The organism is Rhodospirillaceae bacterium, assembly GCA_018662005.1.
Classification (GTDB): domain Bacteria; phylum Pseudomonadota; class Alphaproteobacteria; order Rhodospirillales; family JABHCV01; genus JACNJU01.
The window spans coordinates 96526-115468 of record JABJHA010000014.1 but is presented as its reverse complement, the minus strand read 5'-3'; the positions used below and the strand labels follow the sequence as shown (position 1 = coordinate 115468).

Sequence of the window (18943 nt, the reverse complement as noted above, 5' to 3'; positions counted from 1 at the left end):
TGTTGTTACATCTGGGCGCCGACCTGCCAGGGCACAAATTCGGCGTCGCCGAAGTCAAGTTCCTCGGATTTGGTTTTTTCGCCCGAAGCCACGGCCAGTAATTTTTTGAAAATACTCTCCCCGACCTCTTCAAGGCTCTGGGTGCCGTCAACGATGGTGCCGCAATTGATGTCCATGTCTTCGCTCATATGATCGTACATGGGCGTGTTTGTCGCCAGTTTCAGGGATGGCACCGGCTTGTTACCGTAAACCGATCCCCTGCCGGTGGTGAAGGCGACAAGATTGCAGCCCGAGGCAACTTCGCCGGTGATCGACGCCGGGTCATAGCCGGGGCTGTCCATAAAGGCGAAACCTTTGGTGGTTATGGGTTCGGCGTATTTATAGACACCGACAAGATTGGTCGAACCACCCTTGGCGACGGCCCCTAAGGATTTCTCAAGAATCGTCGTCAGCCCCCCGGCCTTGTTGCCCGGTGTCGGGTTGTTATTCATGTTGCCGCCATTTTTGGCGGCATAGTCTTCCCACCAGTGGATGCGTTCGATCAGTTTTTCGCCGACGTCGCGGGAACTGGCGCGCCGGGTTAGCAGATGTTCTGCACCGTAAATTTCAGGCGTTTCGGCAAGTACTCCCGAGCCCCCATGGCGGACAAGATGATCGATGGCGATGCCCAGCGCCGGGTTCGCGGTGATACCCGAATATCCGTCCGATCCACCACATTGAAGGGCCACGGTCAGTTCCGAAGCGGGCACGCTCTCACGGCGCGCAGCGTTGGCGCGCGGCAGAATGCTTTGAAACCAGCTGACCGCTTCCTCGACAGTCTTTCGGGTTCCGCCTTCCTGCTGGATGGTGGTGTAGTGAAAGGTTTCCTCCGCTGGTTTGCCCATTACATCCAGCATCAGGGGAATTTGATTGGCTTCGCAACCCAGGCCGAGCATTAACACCGAAGAAAAGTTGGCATGTCTGGCGTGCCCCCAAATGGTCCGTTGCAACATGTTAAAGCCTTCATCATCGGTAGCGGTACAGCAACCAGCGCCATGGACAATGGGGACAATGCCATCAACATTGGGATAGTCATCCAGAATGCCGCATTTTTCGATCTCGCGAGCGATGTGTTTGGCAACGGTGGCGGAGCAATTGACCGAGGTGACGATGCCAATATAGTTTCGGGTGCCGACTTTACCGTCTTCGCGGCGGTAGCCTTCAAAGGTGGCGCGCTCGGCCCCGGGAACCATTTCGCTATCAACGGCGGCTTCGCCGTAAGCATAATCACGCTCGAAATCCCCCATGGAAACGTTATGCACATGGACATGTTCACCCGCTGCAATGGGAACCGAGGCAAAACCGATAATCTGACCGTATTTAAGGACCGCCTGTCCCTGCTCTATTGCCTCCAACGCCAACTTGTGACCACGCGGAATCAGTTGGCAGGCGATAATTCCCGCCGGTTCAATATACTCATCCTTGGCGACTTCGACGGGCACCACAGCGACGTTGTCTTTTTCGCTTAGCTGGATTGATGTTTTGGCGGTCATGGGTTCTTCCCTGTACGATCATTTGTCATGGTCTTTTTCGGGATACGATCATACGCCGGACAAGCGGAAGATTCCTTATAGTAAATTTTTTAAGGCTTCTTAGATGGCGACCTGTCTTGTCTCGATCACGGAGCGGATCGTGCTCAGGAGTTCATCGTTGGATGTTTGAGATTTAACCAGGGCTGCACTGATGCTTTGGGCTGTTTTGCGCGAAACATCCCCCGCTGAAAAAACAATCACCGGGACCGATGCCCGGCCAGGTTTGTTTAACAGGGGAAGAAGCTCGCCACCATCACCATCGGGCAGGGCGAGATCAAGGATGACAAGGTCAAAGATTTCTTTTTCCAGCCGATCCCTGGCCTCTTTGATGGTCATCGCAGCCACCACATCCCCTGTGTCATCGATAAGGGAAGAGATGATCTTAATGATGCTCTCGTCGTCTTCCACATGCAAAATTCGGGGCCTGATCCCTGAAGAATGCTGAAGTGCCTCGCCCACCCGCTTGACAAGAAGCGGCATATCAATGGGTTTTTGTATCCAGTCGATGAGCCCTACCGCGTCACCGTTTAATTCCCGTTTCCCTTCGCCCGCTGTTGCCGAGACGACGATGATAGGCAGGTTTTGTGTTTTCGGCTCGTTTCTTAATTCCTGAATCAAGGAAATGCCGTCCTGATCGGGGAGATTGAGATCAAGGGTCATTGCATTGAAATTTTCCTGTTCAAGCATCTGTCTTGCCTGGGCTGCTGTTCTGGCGGTATGGGTTCTGTATCCCGCCTTTTCCAGCATCATTTCAAGCAATGTCGCGATGTCGCTCTCGTCTTCACAGATCAGAATACGACATTGTCCAACGCCATTAGTTTCTGTTTGCACACCGGGCCCTTCAAGCTCGGGAAGATCGATGTAAAAAGTTGTTCCTTTGCCGGTTTCGGTGTCGAAATAAATCACTCCTTCATGACGTTCAACAATCGCCTTGGTGATACTGAGACCCAACCCGGTTCCACCTTTCTGTCGGGTGTCAGAGGAGTCTGCCTGGGAAAATTTATCGAAGATTGCATCCCTGAATTCTTCGGGAATACCCTGGCCGGTATCCTTCACGGCGATACGAATGGTCTTGTCCTGACGCTTTATTGATAGTTCTACTTGCTCGCCGCTTATCGAAAATTTGGCGGCATTTGACATAATGTTGGAAAGGGCCTGCATCAAGCGGTCCTTGTCACCTTGCACCAGCATGTTCTGATCACAATCCTGGCAGGTGAATGTGACGCCGTGTTCGTCACCGTATCCCTTGTTGGCATCCATCGCTTCTTCAACCAAGGAAACAATATCGGTTGGTTGCATGTGGAAGTCCATTTTGCCAGCCTTGATTTTTTCCATATCAAGGATGTCGTTGATGAGCAACACCAGCCGGTCAGAATTGTTGTAGGCGATGTGCAACATCGATTGCATCTTTTCAGGCAACTCGCCAATGGTGCCGGACTTGATCAAGCCAAGCGATCCTTTGATTGACGTCAATGGTGTGCGCAGTTCGTGACTGACCGTCGAGATAAACTCGTTCTTGGCCTTATCAAGCAAGGTCCGTTCGGTAATATCGTGAACAATACCAAGCATCCGCACGGGGGCACCTTCATCATCGCGGTAAACCCGGCCCTTTTCGTGAACAAAGCGGGTGCTTCCGTCGGGATGCACGACCCGGTGTTCGATATCATAAGGTGTATCTTTTTCAACGGCTTGAGCGACGGCGGATGCTACAAGACCGCGGTCATCGGGATGGATGCATTCAAGGAAATTCTCGTAAGTCGCCTCAAAGCCAGAGCGCATACGTCCGACAATATTGTAGATTTCGTCGGTCCAGGAAAGCTCACCACCTGTGATGTCCCAATCCCACGAACCGACATGCGCGATCTGTTGCGAGCTTAACAGGCGGTCGGTTGTTTCATAAAGGGTATCCTCCGCCTTTTTGCGTTCGGTAATGTCAGTGCGGATGGCCACATACTGGAAGGGTTTGCCCCGTTCGTCGAGGAAGGGAACGATGGTCGCCTTGATCCAGTAATATCCACCGCCTTTCTTAAGGTTCTTTAATTCGCCGTGCCAGATTTTCCCTTTGGTTATGGATTGCCATAGGTCGTTATAAAATTCCGGCGAATGTTCATCGGATTTGATGATGCGGTGGTTTTTCCCCAACAGCTCCGCACGTGTAAAGCCACTGATTTCGCAAAATGCATCATTGGCATAAGTAATGTTGCCCTTCACATCGGTGATGCTGACGATGGCGTGTTCATCGAGCGCCAGTTTTTGAAAATCCAGCTCGCGGGTGCTTTCCTTTACCAGATTTTCGGCGAACTCCCTGCGGCGCACAATCAGTTGAACGTAGAAGCTGATCAGGACCAGGATAAGAAAGATCACGGACGCAGCAAGCCAAGGTATCCAGGGTTGCTCGATAGCTATTTGGCCGGATTTCGGGGCTATGACCAGTCGCCACTGCCGGCCGCCAAAATCGTGGGTTTTCTCGAAATACTGTGCGGCGACCAGATCCGCCATTTCCGGCCAGGGCGCGTTACTTTCGACACCGACCAGATGAAGGGGCTGAAGATTTTTCGTATCCGAGACATCATAAAGGGCGATAATGAGTTCACTTTGCCGTGCGGTTTTTGAAATCGAAGCATCCAGAAGATCGCCAATACGAAATACGCCAAGGGCGAAACCACTAACGGTACTGCGTCTGTCCTTGATGCTCAGGGGTGGGTTACCAGTGCCATACATGGGCGCGAAGACAAGGACCCCGGCCTGCTTGGCGGTTTCCTGAACCAGTGCAATTCGGGCGCTGGAGACCGTCATGCCTGTGTCGCGGGCTTTTTCCAGCGCTGCTTTGCGAACGGGATTGGATGCAAGATCAAAACCCAACGCCTTCTGATTGCCGATAAATGGCTCAACGTAAAAGACCGGATAATATTCGGCTCGTCTTGTCGCCGTGACCATGCCGCCATCACCTATTTGGCGAAATGAGAAATTTTCCAATCCGTTTTGTCGAGCCGCCCGCTCGTAGGTATTCCGGGCCATGCTTGATACCCGCGGTATCCACTCAAGCGCCTGAATGCCAACGTAATCCGACATGGCCCTGGAGACGAAGGTACGAAACTGGGCGCGTTTTACATTGTTGGACCCGGCGAAGAAGGCAACGATTGATGTCAAGGCGTCTTCACTACGCCTGAATTGCCTTTCAAGAGATACTGCAACTTGTTGGCTCAGGTCTTCAAAATTTTTCTGGGCATGTTGCTGCTGCTCTTTAGCCGACCAGTTAAAGACAAGCAGGGCGCCGATCAATCCAGTCAGGACGAGAAGGATCGTTGAAAAATTGGTGGAAAAATATGTTTTTTTGGGATGTTGAGCTTCAGACAAATCGGTCGACTTTCCAGGTATTTTTTCCCGTCAGACTGTATGTCTTTCAGGCGGCGAACTTCACCCTCTCTCCCCTTTCTGTTCGTATTAAATTGGAGTTGATAGGCACCGGATCAAGTGTTTGTTTGCGCATATTGAAAGACAGTTCTTAGAACGGATAATCAACTGATATCATCGGGCCAACGGTTGTGAAGCCAAAGCCATTGGGCGGGGTTCTCGCGGATCCAGTTTTCCAGCGTCCGGTTGACCTGCGTCGTGATAGCCAGAACGTCGGCTGTCTTGTCACTTCCGGGCTTGATTTCGAGCGGTGGATAACAAGTGACGCGGAAACTCAAGCCCTGCAAACGCTCAACTTTAATGGGAATGACCGGGCAATCAAATTTGAGCGCCAATTGAGCCAGGGCGGGGGCGGTCATGGCGTCGTGGCCGAACAAGGGGACAGGGATACCATCATTCATTTTCTGGTCGATTAGCATGCCAAGGTGGCCACCCGCTAACAGGGCCTTCAGGGCCATTTTGGCGCCTTTCGATCCCTTCTGTATCAGGGTGCTGTCTTTGAGGTGGCGTCTTTGAAATAATTTCTCGACGTAAGGATTGTTCGGCGAGCGGTAAATAAGATGTGGAGTCAGGCCCAGCTTGGCCACACAAATGGCAGGAATTTCCCAATTCGCAAGATGGCCCGAAAAGAAAAGACCGGGTTTGTCGTCTTCCCTTAGCAAATCCAGGTATTGGGCTCCGATCAGTTCGACATGGGCCTGTTTTCCCTCGACACGAATACGATTCAGTAACGGGTATTCCATCACCGTACGGCCCAGGTTATCCCACATGTCGAGGACCAGATTTTCGGTTTCCTCGGGCGTGATATCGGGAAAGGCGATGGCGAAGTTTCGTCGCGCCCGCTTCGAGATGCTTAAGGCGGGACCGATGGTTCTTCCCAGAAAGCCACCACAAGCCGATGCCCATTTGATCGGCAGCAATTGAACCAGCGCGAAAAAAATCTGTGCGGCCAGGCCCTGTAAGGGATGGGACAGATAGCGCTTAAGCATTACAGATTCCATCCAGCAAGGCTTCCAGCGCCCCCTCATCCGTCCATTCAAGAGAGACGGTGACAACGCTCACTTCATCCATAAATGAAGCAGGTAGTCGCTGTTCATCTTTTTGGGTGGTTATCAACCCTGCTCCTGCCTTCGTCGCAATATTTCGCAAGGTTGCGATATCGGCGTTGTTATAAGGGTGATGGTCAGGAAACGGAATGACCGAAGCGATGTTATGGCCCATTTGGGAAACAGTTTCAAAAAATTTATCCGGCCGACCAATGCCGGCGAAGGCGACAACCGGTCCCGTCAGTTCGCTTTTGCTTTGCGTATCTGCGGCAAATCTGGCCCTGAGTGGAGATAATCCGCAGTCTGAAATTGAATGCAGTGCGCCCGATGTATCTTCTCCGATCACAACGCAAGCATTGGCGCGGGCCAAACCATCGGCAATGCTTTCGCGTAGGGGGCCTGCCGGAATCATTTTGGCGTTGCCGAAGCCATAACCACCATCAACAACAATGGTGGAAAAATCTTTATGGATATATGGATTTTGAAATCCGTCATCCATGATGATCAGATCAGCCCCTGCCTGTGCCGCAGCCATGCATCCGGATTTTCGGGACCCGGAAACCCAGGTTGGGGCAAGAGCCGCTAGTAACAGCGGTTCATCGCCGACCCTGAAATGGTCATGGATTTCCGGATCGACCAGTAGTGGGCCTTTTTCATTGCCCCCATAGCCGCGCGACAGGAAATGTACGGTCTTGCCTTTTGATATCAGGCGTTTGCCCAAATCAAGTGCGACCGGGGTTTTCCCGGCTCCACCCGCTGTTAGATTGCCAACACAAAGGACAGGGATGGGGGATTTCCAGGGCTTGGTCGTCGCCATTTTGGTTTTTGTCGCAAATCCATAAGCCCAGCCTAGCGGAGCAAGTAATTGCGCCAGAAAACCACCTTTCCCTGATTGCCAAAAGCCGGGGGCTTGCATGTCAATTGCCCCCCTTCAGATAGGGAATGAGCTCTCCCATTACCGCGTCAAGCACGTCAGCTTCGTTATCGGCGACCCGGGCTGCTGCTTGCCCCAGTTTCAGGCATTCATCAGGATGAGAAAGCAAATGATCGATGGTATCTCTCATTCCTGCTTCATCGGCGATTTCCAGCCCGGCCTGATTTTGCATAAAGGTATCGGTGATTTCAGCAAAGTTGGACATGTGCGGGCCAAAAATGATGGCGCAGCCAAGGCGGGCCGCTTCCAGGGGATTTTGTCCACCGGAGGCAATTAGCGATTTGCCGATGAAAACAATAGGCGATAGACGATAAAACAACCCCAATTCACCCATGGTGTCAGCAATATATATATCCGTGTCGGCAGTGATTTTTTCACCGGCAGAACGAAGTGCTGTGTTCAGTCCCATGGATTGCAAACCTGCTGAGACTTCAATCCCGCGTCCGGGATGGCGCGGCACAATGATGCTCAGCAAAGCGGGGTGTTTTTCTTTCAGGGAAAGCTGGACCCTGCCGACGATTTCCTCCTCCCCTTTGTGGGTGCTTGATGCCAACCAGCAGGGGCGTCCGTCGATTTGGGCGGTAAATATATCAATAGCTAGCGCGTCTGCTGGCAGGGGCGGGGCGGCAAATTTCAGGTTGCCAACAGATTTGGCGTTTGTTGCGCCAAGATCACTAAGCCGGGCGGCATCAATATTTGATTGTCCAAGACACAGTGAAAAAGCGCCAAGGAGTTTTCTTATCAAACCCGGAAAACGCCGCCAACCGGAGTAGGATTTATTGGATATCCTGCCGTTCAACAGAATCATCGGCAGGTCTTTTGCCGCAGCTCTACAGATCAGGTTGGGCCAGAATTCAGATTCCGCCCACAACGCGAGGTCTGGCCGCCAGTGGTTCAGGAACCGCTCGCCGTAGGCGGCTCGATCAACCGGTACATACTGGTGAATGGTCCCCTCTGGCAGCCGTTCCGCCATCAATGCCGCTGATGTCACGGTGCCAGTGGTCAGCAAAATATTCCAGTCAGCATAATCAGTCCGTAAGCGCTCTATCAAGGGTAACAGGGACAATGACTCGCCGACGCTGGCGGCGTGAATCCAGACCAGCTTTCCATCAGGTCGTGGTTTTCCCGCCACACCCAGACGTTCGCCAAACCGGGTTTTGTCTTCCTTGCCTTTGGCCAGTCGTCTTGAAAGATGAAAACGGATCAACGGTTGGCCCAGGGTGGTAACGATCCGGTAGATAGACAATATCATGGCGCCGTCTCCCCTGCCGGTGGGGCTGGCTCAATGACGCGAAGGCCGCACAGACGATCAGCCTCGGCGGAAATCGCATTAAGACTGTCTTCGATTTCCTGGCGGGATTTTTCCAGCTCTGTTTTGTCCGCGGTGTGGGGAACGTGGATGGGTTCACCCCAAACAAAGACTCCGCGGCCAAAGGGCAGGGCGGCAACAAAGTGATCCCAGGAACCTAAAATTTTGGAATTGCTTGAGGCGTAGCTGATCGGAATAACCGGAATGTTGGCCAGTCTGGCTATCGTGACAACACCTTCCTGGGCGCGCATACGCGGGCCGCGAGGACCATCCGGGGTCAGGCCGACGTATTCACCAGCTTTGACCGTTTTAACCATGGTACGCAGCGCCGCAGCGCCGCCCCTGGATGTGGAGCCAACAATGGTTTTGATTCCCAACTTGGCGACGGTATCTGAAAGGATACGCCCGTCCCGGTGCATGGAAATCATCATATGGATGGTTTTGGACATATCCCAGCAGTGCGGCATCATCATCAGGCGTCCATGCCAGAAGCAGAGCAGGAACATCTTGTCTTCATCCCAGAACCGCTTGGGAATATCGCCGCCGACAACGCTCCAACGGCTTGTCAGATAAACAAAACGAATATAGGCGGCGGCCAGAAAACACAGGCAGTTTTGCACCACCTGCGAGCGCAGGATTCTTTTATCCAGCCTCACGGGACTGCCGTACCTTGGCTTGCAAATTGCAAAGCGTATAGTTTGGCATAGGGGCCGCCCTCATCGAGCAAGGCGGCATGGCTGCCTGATTGGCTAATGCAACCGTTCTCGATGACGTAGATGACATCGGCGTCAACAACGGTCGACAGTCTGTGTGCAATAACCAGGGTGGTGCGCTCGCTCATCAGTTGGTCGAGGGCCTCCTGAACCTGCCGTTCGGACTCCGTATCAAGCGCCGATGTGGCTTCATCGAGCAGCAGGATCGGCGCATTTTTCAACATTGCCCGGGCGATCGCCAGCCTTTGGCGCTGGCCACCAGATAGTTTCACACCCTGTTCTCCAACCTGCGTGTCGTAGCCACCTGGAAGATCGGTAATAAAATCGTGGGCGGCGGCATTGCGGGCGGCATCTTCTATTTCCTGGTCATTGGCACCGGCCCGTCCGTACGCAATATTGGCCCGCACCGTGTCATCAAAAAGGGTGATCTCCTGACTGACCAGGGCGATATTTTCGTGCAGCGAGCACATGGTCACGTCGCGCACATCAATGCCGTCGATGCTGACGGAGCCTTCATTGATGTCATAAAAACGTGGTATCAGGTTGAGAATCGTCGATTTTCCAGCCCCCGATGGTCCAACAAGGGCGACCCGCTTTCCGGCGGGAACATTTAGATTTACGCCGGAAAGTGCAGGGGTGTCCGATGTATAGGAAAAATGGACGTTCGTGAGGGCAATTTCCCCCTGAATGTCGCTTAAAGGGCGGGCATCCGGTTTATCGAGAATCACAGGTTCCGTATCAAGGACATCAAACAAGCGCTGGGCGCCGGCCAGACCCTCCTGCATGTTGGCGTTCAGATTGGCCAGTCGTTTCATGGGCTCGTAAGCCATCAGCAGGGCGGTGATGAACGAGAAGAAGGCGCCGGGGGAATTAACCCCGTCGATGACCTGCTGGCCGCCATAAATGATGACGATGGCAACGGCGACACCGCCGAGGGATTCCATGATCGGGCTGGCCAGAGCGCGAATACGGGCGGATTTAAAACTTAAAGAGAACAGTTTTGTGATCACTTCATCCATGCGGCCTTTTTCGTAGGCTTCCATCCCGTAAGCCTTGACCACGCGAATGCCCTGAAAGGTTTGCTCAAGCAGGGTCATGAACAAACCGACTTCAACCTGGGTATTGGCGGTGACCTTGCGTATGCGTTTGCCCAGTCTGGAAATTGGCAGGATGGCGATAGGAAAAATGAAAATTGCGATGCAGGCGAGTTGCCAGTTTTGGTAAAACATCACAGCTACAAGGGCGATCAGACTCATCAGATCCTTGCCCAGACTGGTCAGAACGTTGGAGACGATGGCCCGCATTTGCCCGATATCGGTGGTAAAGCGTGAAATAAGGGTTCCCGTCGGGTTGGAATGGAAGAAGCCCAGATCCATGCGTTCAAGGTGCGCGAACAAGCGACTTTGCGCATCGGCGATAATTTTCAGTCCGACCCGGCTCATTAAAGCCGCCTGGGCATAATTGGCGGCCCCTTTGACGGCGAACGTGACGAAAACCGCCAGACCAACAAGCCATAAAGTGTCTTTGTTTTTGGCGATGAAAACATCATCGACGATGGGTTCCATTAGCCACGCGGATATGCCGGTGGCTGCCGAAACGATGATCATGAAAAACACCGCCGATGAAATCCAGCCTATATAAGGCCGGATATACTCGCCAGCCAGCCTGCGCATCAGGCTGGAGGTTGATTGGTGTTGGTGTTCCTTCGTTAAGGACCGGTCATCCACGGCTGTAATTTCCCCGTTAAATACTGCCGGACATTAACATGCCAAGGCGCTGGTAGCTAGCGCCCGGCCACCGTCATGCCATCAACACGAACGCTTGGCGCATCAATGCCGTAGCGGAATTCAAGATCGTTGGCGGCGCTTAAATTTGCAAACATTTCGTTCAGGTTTCCTGCGATGGTGACTTCGCTGACCGGGAAGGCGATTTTGCCGTCTTCAATCCAGAAACCACTGGCCCCGCGTGAATAATCGCCGGTTACGCCATTGATGCCAAAACCGATCAGTTCGTTGACATAAAGTCCCTGCCCAATATCCGCCATCAGTTCTTCCGGGGTCATGGTGCCGGGCTCCAGATAAAGATTGCTGGCCGAAGGTGATGGTGGTGAGGAGGTTCCCCTTGAAGCGTGGCCCGTCGTTTCAAGCCCCAGTTGGCGGGCCGAACGCAGATCCATGAACCATGTTGTCAGTTCGCCGTCATTGATCAGATGCGAGCGTCTGGTGGCCACGCCTTCGCCGTCGAAGGGACGGGATTTCAGTCCGCGTTTACGATGCGGATCGTCGATGATATTGACGCCTTTGGCAAAAATCCGCTGTCCCATCTTGTCTTTCAAAAATGATGAGCCACGGGCAATCGACGAGCCGTTGACGGCTGCCGACAGATGCCCGATCAGGCTTTTTGATACCCGTGGGTCGTAAATGATCGGTACAGCAGCGGTTTCAACTTTTTTCGGGTGCAGGCGCTTGATGGCTTTTTCACCGGCACTCTTGCCGATGGCTTCCGGGCTTTCCATATCGGCAGCGTATACGGCGGCGGTATAGTCGTAATCGCGTTCCATTCCGGTGCCTTCACCGGCAATCACCGAGGCGCTGAGCGAATGGCTGGAATTGGCGTAGGCGTGAGAAAATCCGTTTGAGCCCGCCATGGCTACCGTGTAGGCACCCCAGCCCGCCGAACCACCTTCCGAATTGGTAACACCGGAAACCGCCAATGCCGCTTCTTCAGCACGGCTAGCGAGATCGCTTAAATGTTCGGCGTCAGGCTCGAAAGGGTCGCAGGATTGGAGATCGGGAATGTCTTTGGCTAATTGTCCCGCTTCGGCAAGTCCGCAATAGGGGTCTTCGGGTACGGCACGGGCCATGGCAACGGCGCGCATCGAAAGTTCCGCCAGTGCTTCGGGTGCGGTATCAGAGGATGACACGATAGCCTGGCGCTGGCCGATAAAGACCCTAAGGCCAATATCACGGCCTTCGGAGCGTTCCAGATGTTCAGGTTTTCCCAGTCGTATTGATTTCGACAGGGATACGCCTTTGATAAAGACCGCGTCACAGTCATCGGCGCCGGCTTTTTTGGCCTGTCCGATTAAATCTTCCAACAGGCCGAGCGCTTCAGCCTGATCATTGCTTTGAGAATCCGTCATTGCTGGAAAATGGCCTTTTAACCCGCGTCTTGCAAGTCCGACATGCAATGCATGATCCATTGGCGGGTTAGTTTCTCCTGCACGGCGTTTTGAAGCAGCCGTTGTTTGAGGGCCGGGAAGACAACATGATCAAGATTCTGATCCTGATTAAAGCATGAGAAGATGATCGTTTCCTCACCGGTTTCAGGGTCCCTGTGCAATTGCAGACACTGGGCGCAGATCTCCTTCATCATGCATTGCATGGGCGAGTTGATGGAGCCGATGGCGGTATGGGCCGGATCAAGGTGTTCTTTCAAAATACCGTGTCGGGCATCGGCGACGGCCTTCATCATGACGTCCGAACCAATGACAAGCATCCGTTCGGCGTCTTTCATGGAAATCGGGTTGTCGCCCAGGCCACCATTGGCGTAAGCGGTCATGGCCTCGACAACATTGCCGACAAAGGCTTTGTCGCCATCGCGTCCGGGTTCAAAGCCGGGCGCTTCGTCGCAACACCAGACGATGGTGTCGGCGGCGGCTTCGATGTTGTCAATGTGGTAACGGTCGCCGGTGCCTTTGTAGGCGGCGAAGTAGAGAACCTTTGATCCTGCCTGGCGAAACGCCTGACCGATGGAAAACAGCACGGCGTTGCCCAGCCCGCCGCCGACCAGAACAACGGTCTCGCCGCCGGGGGTTTCCGTCGGCGCGCCTGTCGGTCCCATCAGGATGACGTGCTCTCCCGGTTGCAATAGTTCACACAAGCTGGATGAGCCACCCATTTCAAGGACGATGGTGGCGACCAGTCCTTTTTCAACGTCGACCCAGGCCCCGGTCAGTGCCTGACCTTCCATGCCCAGAACCGTGCCGTCACAGCGTTTGGCGTTGGCCTCGAAGTTTTGCAGGCGGAAAAACTGCCCCGGCTTGAAAGCCCTGGCCGCCAGCGGCGCGTGCAAGACGACCTCGACGATGTTGGGGGTCAGGCGAATGACGTCGACAACACGAGCCCGAAGTCCATGATCAAGCTGCTCCACCAGATTGGACGCGCTGACGGGGCTCGGCGGATTTTTTACCAGTTGCCGGTTGATTACCGGATAGCCCCGCCTGGCGCTGGCCATGGCTTTTACCACATTACCGGCAAAGGATGGGTGGAGATCGCCAAAGAAGGTAATGGAATGACCGTTTTCGGTGACCTTCATGGTCACTTGCGCTTCTTCGGGCTTGGCCGACCATTCAGGTGAAACAATATTGCCGTCTTCGTCTTCGGCCTGGAAGTATTTGCCGTCAAGATCGGCAAAACCGGGATATTCGCGGGCGATCACCGTATTGGGTTGGGTTCCGGCAGCGATCAGGATTGATCGTGCAGGCAGGGAAATAACATGGCCTGTCGCATTGGGGCGGTTGTGTTCGTCCAGTTCCTGTACTTCAAGTTTGATTGCCTGGGCATGGCCGTGGTCATCCACGTCGATGGCGACGGGAGAGACCATCTCGGCGAAATTGATGCCCTGCTCAAAGGCTTTGGTGATTTCTTCGTGGTTCAGGGTGTAACTGGGCGCATCAATCAGGCGACGCCGGTAGGCAATGGTCGCCCCACCCCAGCTGTCGAGCAATGGCGCAAAATTGGGTAGACGGTCTTCCTTAGCGGCTGCTTGCCGCTCATCACGTATAGCCTTGCCGTGTTGCAGAAACTCTTCGGCGAAACCTTGTTCTTCCTTGCTCCAGTCCGCATCGACGCCGCCGTTGGCAGCCAGTTTCTCATGCCGGACAAGGAATTTCTCGACCTGTTTAACGTAATAGGCCAGCGCCTCGGTCGCCGTATCGATGGCAGTCAATCCGCCGCCAATGACGACAACCGGCAGGCGGATGTTGAGGTTGGCTACGGAGTCGGACTTCGCCGCCCCGGTCAACTGCAACGCCATCAGGAAATCCGATGCCTGACGAACACCGCGGGCCAGCGCGTTGGGAATGCCAAGCACGGTTGGTTTGCCAGCGCCGATGCAAAGGGCGATGTGATCGAAGCCCATCTCGAAGGCGTTGTCAGCGGTGATCGCACCACCGAAGCGAACCCCGCCATACAGGGTGTAGTGGGCACGGCGTTCGAGCATGATACGGATGGCTTTTAGAAAATTCTTGTTCCAGCGCACGGTGATCCCGTATTCGGCAACGCCGCCAAAACCGGCCATGGTTCGCTCGTCCAGCGGTTCTTCAATATCGGTAAAGCTATGGATCGGTTCGAAGGCAGTCCGCTCGCCACTTTGGCTGATGCCGCTTAAAGAAGCATCCAGCGGTTCGATTTTGGCCCCGTCAATGGCAACGACCGTGTGGCCTTCATTCATCAGGTAATGGGCAAGGGTGAAACCGGCCGGTCCCTGGCCGACGACCAATACTTTGTAGCCGCTGTCACTGGCCGGATGGGGGCGTTTGAAGTTCAAGGGGTTCCAGCGGGTTAGCAGGGAATAGATTTCAAATCCCCAGGGTAATTCAAGAACGTCTTTGAGCGTCCGTGTTTCGGCTTCGGGAATATTGACCGGTTCCTGTTTTTGGTAGATGCAGGCTTTCATGCAGTCATTGCAGATACGGTGACCGGTGGCTGCTGTCATCGGGTTATCGATGGCGATGATCGCCAGCGCCGCCACGGCATGACCGTCAGCCTTGGCTTTGTGCATTTCGGATATCTTTTCTTCCAACGGACAACCGGCCTGTGGAATGTTCAGCTCATTGCTGGCGAAAGCACCGCTTTGTTTATCGCGAATGCCACGCGAGCAGGTGTCCTTGCCCCGGTCATGGCAGATGACGCAATAGTTCGCCTGGTCAAGCGCGCCGACAAGATCGCATCCCTGATCGGTCAGGGCGAAGCCGTCGCGGGGATGTTGAGATTCGGGCGGCAGGTGCAGAATATCGGTGCCGTGGTCGTGAAAGGTTTCGGCCTCCACCAAATTCATGAAGTCGACTTTTTCAGGCCCCTTGAACAAAACATCGGCGCGATGGCGCTGCTTTCCTGCTTGTGTATGGAAAGCCCAGGCAGCGTAGCGCCTGGCCATATCAAGGGCGTCGGCATTGGTCTCTTCATCATCGAGCCAGTTCATCACGGTTTTGGCGAATGTCAGTTGATCAAAGGCGTCACCCATTTGCGCCGTCAGTTGTTGCTCCAGGCCTGAGCCGTCGATTGTCCCGGCTTCATCCGGCTTTATTTTTTTGGCCGCCTGGCGTTGAACGAATAACCTTTTACAGGCGAACAGGGGCGCCAGATCATGATGGCGTTCGGCTAGTTCGCGGATCTGTCGCTCAATACCAAACAAATGTCCGATAAAATCATCAACATGTGGGCCTAAATCCAAAATAAGATCGGACGTTGCTTTCTCGTCCAGAGCGTCAGGATCTTTACGGGCATCGATGAGACGCCTGGAAAGATCGCCATCGGCTTCTTGCATGTGTTCAAGGAAAGCCTTGTCGAGGCGGATCAATCCATCATTGTCGTACAGATCTTTGAATGATAAATGATGGGCGAGGGTAAGGTCTGTCATGCTATTCTTTCAGTCGTCGGATTAAATACGCATAGCTATGCGTATTTATTACAGTGGTCATATCCATTTGTGCGGTGATTGGCAAGAGAAACAAGGGTTTCTCCCATTATTTGAGGGGTTTTACGGTGAACGAAGGTGCATATGCCGGCGATATCGGGCCAAAACAGTCCTGGCAGGTGATGGCTGATAACACCAGGGCTGGGTTGCTAGATGTGCGTACACCGGCGGAATGGGCTTATGTCGGATTGCCGGATTTAAGTGCGCTGGCGCGTCAACCGTTGCTGGTGCCCTGGCTGGTCTTTCCGTCCATGCAAATTAATGCTGACTTCCTCACACAGGTGTCGGAGACCGGCGTTGATCCGACCCAGGATCTGGTGATTCTCTGTCGCTCCGGCCAGCGCTCGAAAGCTGCCGCCATCGCTTTGACCACGGCTGGTTTTTCGACCTGTTACAACATCGCCTATGGTTTTGAAGGCGACAAGGACCCCGCTGGCCACCGTGGCACAATTAACGGCTGGAAAGTTGATAGCCTGCCCTGGGTGCAGGGGTGACGATGACGGAAGCCTCCTTGAACGCGGATAAAGATGCGCCGTTGCGTGATGATATCCATCTGTTGGGCCGCCTGCTGGGAAACACGGTGCGCGAACAGAACGGTGATGACGCCTTCGAGATCGTCGAGATGATCCGCCAAACCTCGGTGCGTTACCATCGCGATGACGCTGAACCGGCAAAAAAAGAACTGGAAAAAATATTAAAACGGCTTGATCCGAAAGAGGCCGTTGACGTGATACGGGCCTTTAGCCTGTTCTCTCATTTGGCCAATATCGCCGAAGACCTGCACCATGTGCGCAGAACCCGCAGTCATGACAGGGCCGGTGATCCACCCCGGCGCGGCTCTATGAAAAATGTATTGGCGCGAGCGGCAGAAGCAGGGATCAGCACAGCGGAACTGAACGCCTTCTTTGCAGACGCCCACGTTCATCCTGTGTTGACGGCTCACCCAACCGAAGTCCGGCGCAAAAGCACAATGGGTCATGAACTGGCCATTGCGGCCCTTTTGGCGCGGCGCGGTCAGGTGGATTTAACCCCCGATGAAAGCAAGGAAATCGAAGTTCATATTCGCCGGGCAATTCTGGCGCTATGGCAAACCGGCATGTTGCGCAACAGCCGCCTGAATGTTCTCGACGAAGTTTCAAACGGGCTGACCTACTACGATTACACCTTCCTGGATCAGCTACCGAAAATTTACAGGGCGATTGAAGACCGGCTAGAGGAAATGTCGGGTGACAGTCCGGGCCAGCCGCTTGCGTCCTTTTTGCAGATCGGCAGCTGGATCGGTGGTGACCGGGACGGAAACCCGTTTGTTACCGCCGATGTTTTGAGCAAGACCGTACAGCGTCAGGGTGCCAAGGCGTTTTCCTTTTATTTTAAGGAGTTGCACCGTTTGGGGGCCGAGATGTCCATGTCTGCGGCGCTGGTCAATGTATCGGTTGGTTTGCAAAACCTCGATGAACAGTCGCCCGATACATCCCTCCACCGTGCCAACGAACCTTACCGGCGGGCCATATCCGGCGTTTATGCCCGCCTGGCGGCTACGGCAGAAAAACTCGATCTCGGAGAGCCCCCCCGTAAGCCGGTTGGTGCCGCCCCACCTTACCTGGGACCGGCCGATTTTGCCGATGATCTGGATATCATTCATCAGTCGCTGGAATCAAATGGCCTTGCCGACCTTGCCGACGGGCGTTTGCGGGACTTGCGACGGGCCGTCGATTGTTTCGGGTTCCACCTGACCAGCCTTGATATGCGGCAAAATTCATCGGTTCATGAACAGGTTATTACAGAACTGTTTAATGCGATTGATGCTGATATTGACTATTCCCGGTTATCCGAGGATCAACGGGTTGATTTGCTTGTCGCGGAACTGCGCTCGGGCCGGTCATTGCTTCGCAGCGGATGGGACTACACAGAAGATACCAAATCCGAACTGGATATCCTGCAAGCGGCAGCGGCTACTCGCCAGGCCTTGGGTGAAAAGGCGATCACCACGTCGATCATATCCAATACCAGGTCCGTATCGGACATACTGGAACTTGCGGTATTGCTCAAGCAGGTCAATCTGGTGACTGCGGAAGGCGGTTGCGCGTTGCATATCGTTCCGCTGTTTGAAACCATTGCCGATCTTCGCAATTGTCTGGATATCATGGACCGGGTGTTGTCGATCCCTGTGTACAGGCAATTGGTGGACAACCTTGATGGTGTCCAGGAAGTGATGCTCGGCTATTCCGACAGTAACAAAGACGGTGGCTTTGTCACCTCGGGCTGGGAACTTTACAAGGCGCAAACGGGGCTGATCGACCTTTTTGCCCGTCACGATATCAAACTGCGCCTGTTCCATGGACGTGGCGGCACGGTCGGGCGAGGCGGCGGCCCCAGCTACGATGCAATCCTGGCCCAACCCGCCGGGGCGGTGCAGGGCCAGTTGCGTATGACCGAGCAGGGTGAAATCATTTCGAGTAAATATTCCAACGCCGACCTGGGCCGCCGCAATCTTGAAATTCTTGCCGCTGCAACTTTGGATGCCACCCTTCTGCATGAAAACCAGACCCCGCCGCCCCTTGCGTACATGGCCGTGATGGACGAACTTTCAAGGGAAGCATTTAGCGCATACCGTGATCTGGTCTACGGAACGGAAGGTTTTGAGGATTATTTCTGGTCTTCAACGGTGATCAATGAAATCGCCACCATGAATATTGGTTCAAGGCCGCCATCGCGAAGCAAGACCCATAAGATTGAGGACTTGCGCGCCATTCCGTGGGTGTTTAGCTGGGCCCAATGCCGCTTGATGTTGCCGGGCTGGTACGGCTTTGGCTCGGCGGTGGAAAAGTGGCTGGAGGATAATCCGGATAAGGGCACTGCCTTCCTGCAGGAACTTTATCTCAAGTGGCCTTTTTTCCGTACCCAGCTTTCCAACATCGACATGGTGTTGTCAAAAAGCAGTATCGCCATCGCCCGACGTTATTCGGAACTGGTCGCCGATGAAGAACTGCGTAAAAGAATTTTTGATCGTATCCGTGCAGAGTGGCAACTCTCGATTGATGCGGTCTTGAAGATATCCGGCAATGAGAGACTTTTGCAGGCCAACCCGTTGCTGGAACGCTCCATGCACAACAGGTTCCCCTATCTTGATCCGCTCAATCATCTTCAGCTGGAGCTGATGAAAAAGTATCGCCGGGAATCAGAAAACCCAAAGGTTTTGCGTGGCATTCAGCTCACCATCAACGGCATATCAGCAGGCTTGCGCAACAGCGGCTGAT

11 protein-coding genes are annotated in these 18943 nt (G+C 54.0%); 2 read left to right on the top strand and 9 right to left on the bottom strand.

Annotated features, from left to right (window positions below):
• Window positions 1-5 precede the first annotated feature (5 nt).
• The 9 genes from HOL66_07520 to HOL66_07480 all read right to left on the bottom strand — a co-directional run bounded on the left by HOL66_07520 (window position 6) and on the right by HOL66_07480 (window position 15629).
• A complete protein-coding gene (locus HOL66_07520; protein MBT5244078.1) occupies window positions 6-1532 on the bottom strand; it encodes an altronate dehydratase in 1527 nt (508 codons plus the stop codon).
• A 99-nt stretch (window positions 1533-1631) separates the two neighbouring features.
• On the bottom strand, window positions 1632-4928 hold the full coding sequence (locus HOL66_07515) for a PAS domain-containing protein (GenBank protein MBT5244077.1): 3297 nt from the start codon (window positions 4926-4928) through the stop codon (window positions 1632-1634).
• 161 nt (window positions 4929-5089) lie between these two features.
• Window positions 5090-5974, bottom strand: coding sequence for a lauroyl acyltransferase (locus tag HOL66_07510; GenBank protein ID MBT5244076.1), 885 nt, complete (start codon window positions 5972-5974; stop codon window positions 5090-5092).
• The gene (locus HOL66_07505) at window positions 5967-6947 is read right to left on the bottom strand and encodes a tetraacyldisaccharide 4'-kinase (protein MBT5244075.1); all 981 of its coding nucleotides are present in this window, start codon (window positions 6945-6947) and stop codon (window positions 5967-5969) included. Before HOL66_07505 ends, HOL66_07510 begins: the two co-directional genes overlap by 8 nt.
• A 1-nt stretch (window position 6948) precedes the next feature.
• Entirely contained in the window at window positions 6949-8217 is a 1269-nt protein-coding gene (locus HOL66_07500; protein ID MBT5244074.1) for a 3-deoxy-D-manno-octulosonic acid transferase, read from the bottom strand.
• Window positions 8214-8930 (bottom strand): lysophospholipid acyltransferase family protein, encoded by a 717-nt coding sequence (locus HOL66_07495; protein MBT5244073.1) that lies wholly within the window; start codon window positions 8928-8930, stop codon window positions 8214-8216. The genes HOL66_07500 and HOL66_07495 overlap by 4 nt, the downstream gene beginning before the upstream one ends.
• Complete coding sequence (locus tag HOL66_07490; protein MBT5244072.1) at window positions 8927-10660, bottom strand: ATP-binding cassette domain-containing protein; 1734 nt, start codon at window positions 10658-10660, stop codon at window positions 8927-8929. The genes HOL66_07495 and HOL66_07490 overlap by 4 nt, the downstream gene beginning before the upstream one ends.
• Before the next feature lie 110 nt (window positions 10661-10770).
• A complete protein-coding gene (locus tag HOL66_07485; GenBank protein MBT5244071.1) occupies window positions 10771-12129 on the bottom strand; it encodes a TldD/PmbA family protein in 1359 nt (452 codons plus the stop codon).
• A 17-nt stretch (window positions 12130-12146) separates the two neighbouring features.
• Complete coding sequence (locus HOL66_07480) at window positions 12147-15629, bottom strand: FAD-dependent oxidoreductase (GenBank protein ID MBT5244070.1); 3483 nt, start codon at window positions 15627-15629, stop codon at window positions 12147-12149.
• Between the two features lie 179 nt (window positions 15630-15808).
• Here HOL66_07480 and HOL66_07475 point away from each other — a divergent pair, with 179 nt between their 5' ends.
• Window positions 15809-16180, top strand: coding sequence for a rhodanese-like domain-containing protein (locus HOL66_07475; protein MBT5244069.1), 372 nt, complete (start codon window positions 15809-15811; stop codon window positions 16178-16180).
• 2 nt (window positions 16181-16182) lie between these two features.
• On the top strand, window positions 16183-18942 hold the full coding sequence (gene ppc / locus HOL66_07470) for a phosphoenolpyruvate carboxylase (protein MBT5244068.1): 2760 nt from the start codon (window positions 16183-16185) through the stop codon (window positions 18940-18942).
• The last annotated feature ends 1 nt before the right edge of the window (window position 18943 follow it).

Excerpts from the sequence above, each read along its gene's own strand:
- HOL66_07520 (MBT5244078.1), bottom strand. The coding sequence starts at position 1,532 with ATGACCGCCAAAACATCAATCCAGCTAAGCGAAAAAGACAACGTCGCT.
- HOL66_07510 (MBT5244076.1), bottom strand. The coding sequence starts at position 5,974 with ATGCTTAAGCGCTATCTGTCCCATCCCTTACAGGGCCTGGCCGCACAG.
- HOL66_07505 (MBT5244075.1), bottom strand. The coding sequence starts at position 6,947 with ATGCAAGCCCCCGGCTTTTGGCAATCAGGGAAAGGTGGTTTTCTGGCG.
- HOL66_07500 (MBT5244074.1), bottom strand. The coding sequence starts at position 8,217 with ATGATATTGTCTATCTACCGGATCGTTACCACCCTGGGCCAACCGTTG.
- HOL66_07490 (MBT5244072.1), bottom strand. The coding sequence starts at position 10,660 with ATGCGCAGGCTGGCTGGCGAGTATATCCGGCCTTATATAGGCTGGATT.
- HOL66_07485 (MBT5244071.1), bottom strand. The coding sequence starts at position 12,129 with ATGACGGATTCTCAAAGCAATGATCAGGCTGAAGCGCTCGGCCTGTTG.
- HOL66_07480 (MBT5244070.1), bottom strand. The coding sequence starts at position 15,629 with ATGACAGACCTTACCCTCGCCCATCATTTATCATTCAAAGATCTGTAC.
- HOL66_07475 (MBT5244069.1), top strand. The coding sequence starts at position 15,809 with ATGGCTGATAACACCAGGGCTGGGTTGCTAGATGTGCGTACACCGGCG.
- ppc (MBT5244068.1), top strand. The coding sequence starts at position 16,183 with ATGACGGAAGCCTCCTTGAACGCGGATAAAGATGCGCCGTTGCGTGAT.